The organism is Mesorhizobium sp. M7A.F.Ca.CA.004.04.2.1 (genome assembly GCF_004022825.1).
Lineage (GTDB): Bacteria > Pseudomonadota > Alphaproteobacteria > Rhizobiales > Rhizobiaceae > Mesorhizobium.
On the sequence record NZ_RZPH01000313.1, the window covers coordinates 1 to 5,775 of the forward strand.

A 5,775-nucleotide genomic window follows, 5' to 3' on the forward strand; every position below is an offset into this window, starting at 1 on the left:
GCGAGCGGCAGGATCATGATCGCCGTGTAGACAAGCACCGCCGGCGCCAGGAAGACGCCTATATGCCAGCGGAACGGTCTTTTCGGTCTGATATCTGCGGCCATGAGTTTGGTCCCCGCCGTTTAGGTCTCGGCAAATGCCGCCAAAGGCGCGGCGCCTCCCTCCCCCTCGAGGGGAGGGTGCCTCGCGAAGCGAGGCGGGTGGGGTCGGTCAAGGCAGCGCGCCATCGACATTTGACCGCGCTTTCCAGCAACGATCAAGTCGCGGCCTGCCTCCACCGACCCCCTCTGTCGCCTTCGGCGACATCTCCCCCTCGAGGGGGGAGATAAAGCAGCGCTCAGCCGAGCTCTTACTTGGCCGGCTTGTACCAGCTGTCGAGACCGGTCTGCAGCTTCTTGGCCGCGGCTTCCGGCGTATCGGTGCCGTTGATGACGTTGGCCGATTCAACCCAGGTCTCGTTCTCGAGGTTCGGCGTGCCACGCGACAGGATCTGGTAGGTCGAGCGGATGGTCGACTTGCACTTGCCGCGCCAGGAGACGAATTCCTGCGCCAGCGGGTCTTCCATCTTCACCGGCGAGGAGTTCAGGCTGAAGAAGCCCGGCAGCGCGTTGGCGTAGATGGTGGCGAAGTCGGGCGAGGCGACCCAGGACAGGAAGGTCTTGGCCGCATCGGCGTTCTTCGAAGCCGCGTTCAGGCCCATGCCGATATCGGTATGGTCTGATATGTAGCAGGTGTCGCCGGCCTTCTCGACCGGCGGCGGGAAGGCGCCCATCTTGAACTGGGCCTGGGTGTTGAACAGGCCGATTTCCCACGAGCCGGCCGGGTAGATGGCGGCGCGGCCGAGCGTGAACAGGTTCTGGCTGTCCGGATAGGTCTGCGCCTCGAAGCCGTCGCCGAGATAAGGCTTCCACTTGGCCAGTTCCTCATACGGCGCGACCCAGTCCTTGTCGGTCAGCTTCTGCTCGCCCTTGATCAGTGCTGCGCGGCCGTCCTCGCCCTTCCAGTAGTTGGGGCCGATGTTCTGGTAGCCCATGGTCGCGGCTTCCCAGAGATCCTTGGTGCCCATCGCCATCGGGATGTAGGTGCCGTCGGCCTTGATCTTGTCGAGCGCGGCGAAGAACTCGTCGCGGGTCTCCGGCACCTTGATGCCGAGCTTGTCGAAGGCGTCCTTGTTGTAGATGAAGCCGTGGATGACCGAGGCCATCGGCACGCAGAAGCTCGCCTTGCCGTCGTCGGTCTGCCAGGCGGACTTTGCCACGGGCGAGAAGTTCTCCATGCCGGGCAGCGCCGAGAGATCGGCAAGGTTGCCCTTCTTGAACAGCTCGAGCGACTTGTCGAACGGGCGGCAGGTGATCAGGTCGCCCGCCGAGCCGGCGGCGAGCTTGGCGCCGAGCGCTGCGTCATATTCGGTCGGAGCCGAGGGCGCGAACACCACCTTGATGCCCGGGTTCTTGGCTTCGAAAGCCGGGAGCAGCTTGTCCTTCCAGATGGCAAGGTCGTCACCGCGCCAGCTTTCGATGTTGAGCGTTACGTCTGCGGCAGAAGCAACCCCGGCCGAGCCGAGAATGCTGGTGCCCAAAAGCAGTGCCGTCAGTAGTTTCGTTGTCATGCTCAGTCTCCCTGTTGACCTTTTTCAGGTTCGGTTTTGATGAGAACGGAGGCTTTTGAGCCCTTGCTCCCCTCTATAGCGGAAAGGGCCGGGCGCAGCTTCTGGCCGGCCTCTTCCAGTGTCTTCTGCGCCGCGTCGGTGCTGTCGGCGCCGGCGGCGAGCAGAATGGCGGTCTTGACCGCGCCGCCGCTCTTCTCGAGCAGGCGGGCCGCTTCGTCCGTGCCGCACCCGCTGACGGCGGCGACGATGCGCGCCGCGCGGCCGCGCAGCTTGATGTTGTCGGCCATCAGATTGACCATGTAGCCGTCATGCACATGGCCGAGATGGATGGCGGTCAGCGTCGACAGCATGTTGAGCGCGATCTTCTGGGCGGTGCCGGCGCCCATACGCGTGGAGCCGGCGATCAACTCCGGCGGCGTTTCGAGCAGGATGGCCACATCGGCCAGGCGCAGCAGCGCCGTGTTGCCGTTGTTGGCAATAGCGATTGTGGCGGCGCCCCGAAGCCGGGCGTCCTCGATGGCCCGCACGGCATAGGGCGTCGTGCCGCTGGCGGAAATAGCGATCAGGCAGTCGCCCTTGCCGAGGCCGGCCTCGGCGACCGCTGCCGCAGCCTCCTCGGTATCGTCTTCCGGCCCTCCGGCAAGCGTGCGGAAAGCGTCGTCGCCGCCAGCGATCAGGATAGCGATGCGGTCACGGTGAATGCCGAAGGTGCCCGGCAGTTCCAGCGCATCTGCCAGCGCCATCAGGCCTGAGCTGCCGGCCGCGGCGTAGGCAAGCTTGCCGCCGCTCTTCAGCCTGCCGGCGATGATCTCGGCGGCCCTGGCTATGGATGGAATGGCATGGCGCACGACCTTGGCGGCTTCGATCTGCGCATCGGCCAGATAGGAAAGGATGGCGTCCGGAGGCTGGATATCCAGCCCCTCGGCATTTTTGTGAAGCGCTTCGGTGCGCGTTTCGGCCATCCCGGTTCCTCCAATACCAGAACAATACCAAAAAAATACCACTTGTCCACACGCATTAACGAATTCGCTGGCCGGAAATCGCTGAGCCGGCGAAATTCATAGGATTTTCAATAAAATACGGCTTAATCTTTTTGAAACGGAAATTAACCCTTGGCTATTGGTATTTTATTGGTATTATCCGCCTGGAGGAGAAATCACGTGAATTTCGTGCTCGGAATCGATGGCGGCGGCACCAGCTGCAGGGCCGCCCTGGCAACGGCGGACGGCACGGTGATTGGCCGCGCAAAAAGCGGCGCCGCCAACATCCGCACCGACTTGACCGGCGCCCGCTCGAACATCGTCGAGGCCGCGCGGCAGGCGTTTCTCGCCGCCGGGCAGGATGCGGAACTGATCCCGCAGACGCCGGCCATTCTCGGGCTGGCCGGCGCCAATGTCGGCACCTACCGGCAGCAGCTCGAAGCGATCCTGCCGTTCAGCATCAGCCGCGTCGAGACCGACGCCGAGATCGCACTGGAAGGCGCTGTCGGCTCCGGCGACGGCGCCATGGCGATCCTCGGCACCGGCACCGCCTATATGGCGCGCAGACAAGGCAAATCGCGGGCCATCGGCGGCTGGGGCTTCCAGGTTGGCGACCAGGGCAGCGGCGCCCGTATCGGCCGCGACCTGCTCGAACAGACCCTGCTTGCCTATGACGGCGTCCGCGAAGGTTCGCCGCTGACGCAGAGCATGCTGGCCGTGTTCCGCAACAACCCGGAGGATGTCGTCGAATTCACCACCAATGCCAAGCCGGGCGATTTCGGCGGCTTCGCACCCAAGGTGTTCGAGCATGCCGAGAAGGGTGACAGCGTCGCCAACTGGATCCTCGACAGGGTGGTCGCCGATGTCGAAGCCTCGCTCGGCGCGCTCGATCTCGCCGACGACGCGCCGCTGTGCCTGCTCGGCGGGCTGGCGCCGCTCTACGCGCCGCGCCTGTCTGCCCGTTACCGGGCGCTGCTGAAGCCGCCGCTCGACGACGCGCTGGGCGGCGCGGTGCAGATAGCGGTCCGCCTTTTCGCCGGACACGCGGAGGCAACTCGATGAGCGAGGCCGCCGACCAGATCTTCGCCACGCTCAAACATCAGGCGCAAAGCGGCGCGCCGCTTTATCTGCAGCTTCGCAAGAGCATCGAGGACGCGGTCAATCGCGGCCTCATCGGGCCGGGCGACGCGCTGCCTTCCGAGCGCGACATCGCCACCAAGGCCGATATTTCGCGGGTCACCGTGCGCAAGGCGGTGCAGGACCTGGTCAAGGGCGGCATCCTGGTGCAGCGCCACGGCTCCGGCACCTTCGTGGCGCCGCGCATGGAGCGTGTCGAACAGTCGCTGTCGCGGCTGACCTCGTTCACCGAGGACATGGCGCGGCGCGGCATGGCGGTGCGTTCGGCATGGCTCGACCGCGGCCTTTACGCGCCCTCGCCCGACGAGATGATGGTGCTCGGCCTGTCGTCGAGCGAACTGGTGGCGCGGGTGGCGCGCCTGCGCATTGCCAACGACACGCCGCTGGCGATCGAACGCGCCTCGCTGTCGGCCAGCGTGTTGCCCGATCCGGCCGATATAGGTTCCTCGCTCTACGCGGCGCTGGAATTGACCGGCAACCGGCCGGTGCGGGCGGTGCAGCGCATCTCCGCCGCCAATCTCGGCGACAGCGACGCGCGCCTGCTCGAAGTGCCGCCAGGCATTGCCGGCCTGCACATCGAACGCATTTCCTATCTGGCGAGCGGCAAGGTGATCGAATTCACCCGCTCCATCTACCGAGGCGACGCCTATGATTTCGTCGCCGAACTGCGGCTGACAGGGCCGAGCGAAGAGGGCCGACCATGAGCACGACAAAGCCGACCATGTCGGCAGAAATGACCCATATGCGGCGCGAGATCGAGGAGGTCCCGCAAGCGGTCGCCCGCCTGCTCGACGGCTCCGGCGCCGTGCTGACAGAGGCCGGGCGCGGCATCCGTGAACGTGACCCGCAGTTCGTCGTCACCGTGGCGCGCGGCTCGTCCGACCATGCCGCCACCTTCATGAAATACGCCGTCGAGCTGACCGCCGGCCTGGCCGTCGCATCGGTCGGACCGTCGATCGCCTCGATCTACGGCCGCAAGCTCAGGCTGGCCGGCTCGGCCTGCCTGGCAATCTCGCAGTCGGGCAAGAGCCCCGATATCGTCGCCATGGCCGAAACCGCGCGGGCGGGGGGCGCGCTGACCGTCGCCATCACCAACACCGCCGATTCGCCGCTGGCGCGTGCTTCGGACTATGCGATCGATATCCTGGCCGGCCCCGAGCGCAGCGTCGCGGCCACGAAGACCTTCATCAATTCGGCCGTCGCTGGCCTCGCTCTGATGGCGCATGCCACGGGCGACGACGCGCTGTTGGCCGCACTTGCCCGCCTGCCGGAGCATTTCGGCAAGGCGATCGCCTGCGACTGGATGAGCGTGCTCTCCGAGACGATCGAGAAGCAGAAGTCGCTGTTCATCCTCGGCCGCGGACCGTCGGCGGCGATGGCCAATGAGGCGGCGCTGAAATTCAAGGAGACCTGCGGCATGCATGCCGAGGCCTACAGCGCCGCCGAGGTCATGCACGGCCCGCTGGCGCTGATCGGTCCCGATTTTCCGGTGCTGGCGCTGGCCGCGCGCGACGCCTCCGAACCGTCCATTGCCGAGGCCGCCGACAGCCTGGCGGCCAAGGGCGCGCCGGTGTTCGTCACCTCGGCGCTTGCCAAACGCGCCGTGCGCCTGCCGCATGTCGCCACTGGCCACCCGCTGACCGATCCGCTGACGCTGATCGTCTCCTTCTACATGTTCGTCGAGGCCTTTGCCCGCCATCGCGGTCTCGACCCGGACACGCCGCGCAATCTTCGCAAGGTGACGGAGACAGTATGAGCGATCGCTTTGCCCTGACTGGAGCCCGGATTTTCGACGGCGACGACTGGCATGAAGGCCACGCACTTGTCGTGCGCGACGGTCTCGTCGAGGCTATTTTGCCAACGGGCGCCGTCCCCTCGGATATCCGCGTCGTCGACACCGGCGGCGGCCTTCTGACGCCGGGCTTTGTGGATGTACAGGTCAATGGCGGCGGCGGCGTCATGCTCAACGACCATCCCGATGTCGCTTCCATCGAAACCATTTGTCGCGCGCACGCGCCCTTCGGCACGACGGCGCTGCTGCCGACGCTG

At 65.9% G+C, this 5,775-nt stretch carries 5 protein-coding genes and 2 pseudogenes; 4 read left to right on the forward strand and 3 right to left on the reverse strand.

Annotation, left to right across the window (positions count from 1 at the left end; all coding sequences use genetic code 11):
- From EN893_RS15665 to EN893_RS15675, 3 genes and pseudogenes are all read right to left on the reverse strand, one after another.
- Window positions 1–104, reverse strand: a pseudogene (locus EN893_RS15665) (sugar ABC transporter permease); the annotation flags it as partial.
- 245 nt (window positions 105–349) lie between these two features.
- Complete coding sequence (locus EN893_RS15670) at window positions 350–1,609, reverse strand: ABC transporter substrate-binding protein (protein ID WP_127269378.1); 1,260 nt, start codon at window positions 1,607–1,609, stop codon at window positions 350–352.
- A 2-nt stretch (window positions 1,610–1,611) separates the two neighbouring features.
- The gene (locus EN893_RS15675) at window positions 1,612–2,571 is read right to left on the reverse strand and encodes an N-acetylmuramic acid 6-phosphate etherase (protein ID WP_127272472.1); all 960 of its coding nucleotides are present in this window, start codon (window positions 2,569–2,571) and stop codon (window positions 1,612–1,614) included.
- 198 nt (window positions 2,572–2,769) lie between these two features.
- On the opposite strand from EN893_RS15675, the gene EN893_RS15680 reads away from it, so the two are divergent.
- The 4 genes and pseudogenes from EN893_RS15680 to EN893_RS15695 all read left to right on the forward strand — a co-directional run.
- Entirely contained in the window at window positions 2,770–3,651 is an 882-nt protein-coding gene (locus EN893_RS15680; RefSeq protein WP_127267935.1) for an N-acetylglucosamine kinase, read from the forward strand.
- Complete coding sequence (locus EN893_RS15685; RefSeq protein WP_027040192.1) at window positions 3,648–4,430, forward strand: GntR family transcriptional regulator; 783 nt, start codon at window positions 3,648–3,650, stop codon at window positions 4,428–4,430. The genes EN893_RS15680 and EN893_RS15685 overlap by 4 nt, the downstream gene beginning before the upstream one ends.
- Before the next feature lie 17 nt (window positions 4,431–4,447).
- The gene (locus EN893_RS15690; RefSeq protein WP_164748800.1) at window positions 4,448–5,482 is read left to right on the forward strand and encodes an SIS domain-containing protein; all 1,035 of its coding nucleotides are present in this window, start codon (window positions 4,448–4,450) and stop codon (window positions 5,480–5,482) included.
- Window positions 5,479–5,775 (forward strand): annotated as a pseudogene (locus tag EN893_RS15695) (N-acetylglucosamine-6-phosphate deacetylase); the annotation flags it as partial. The gene EN893_RS15690 and the pseudogene EN893_RS15695, both read left to right, overlap by 4 nt.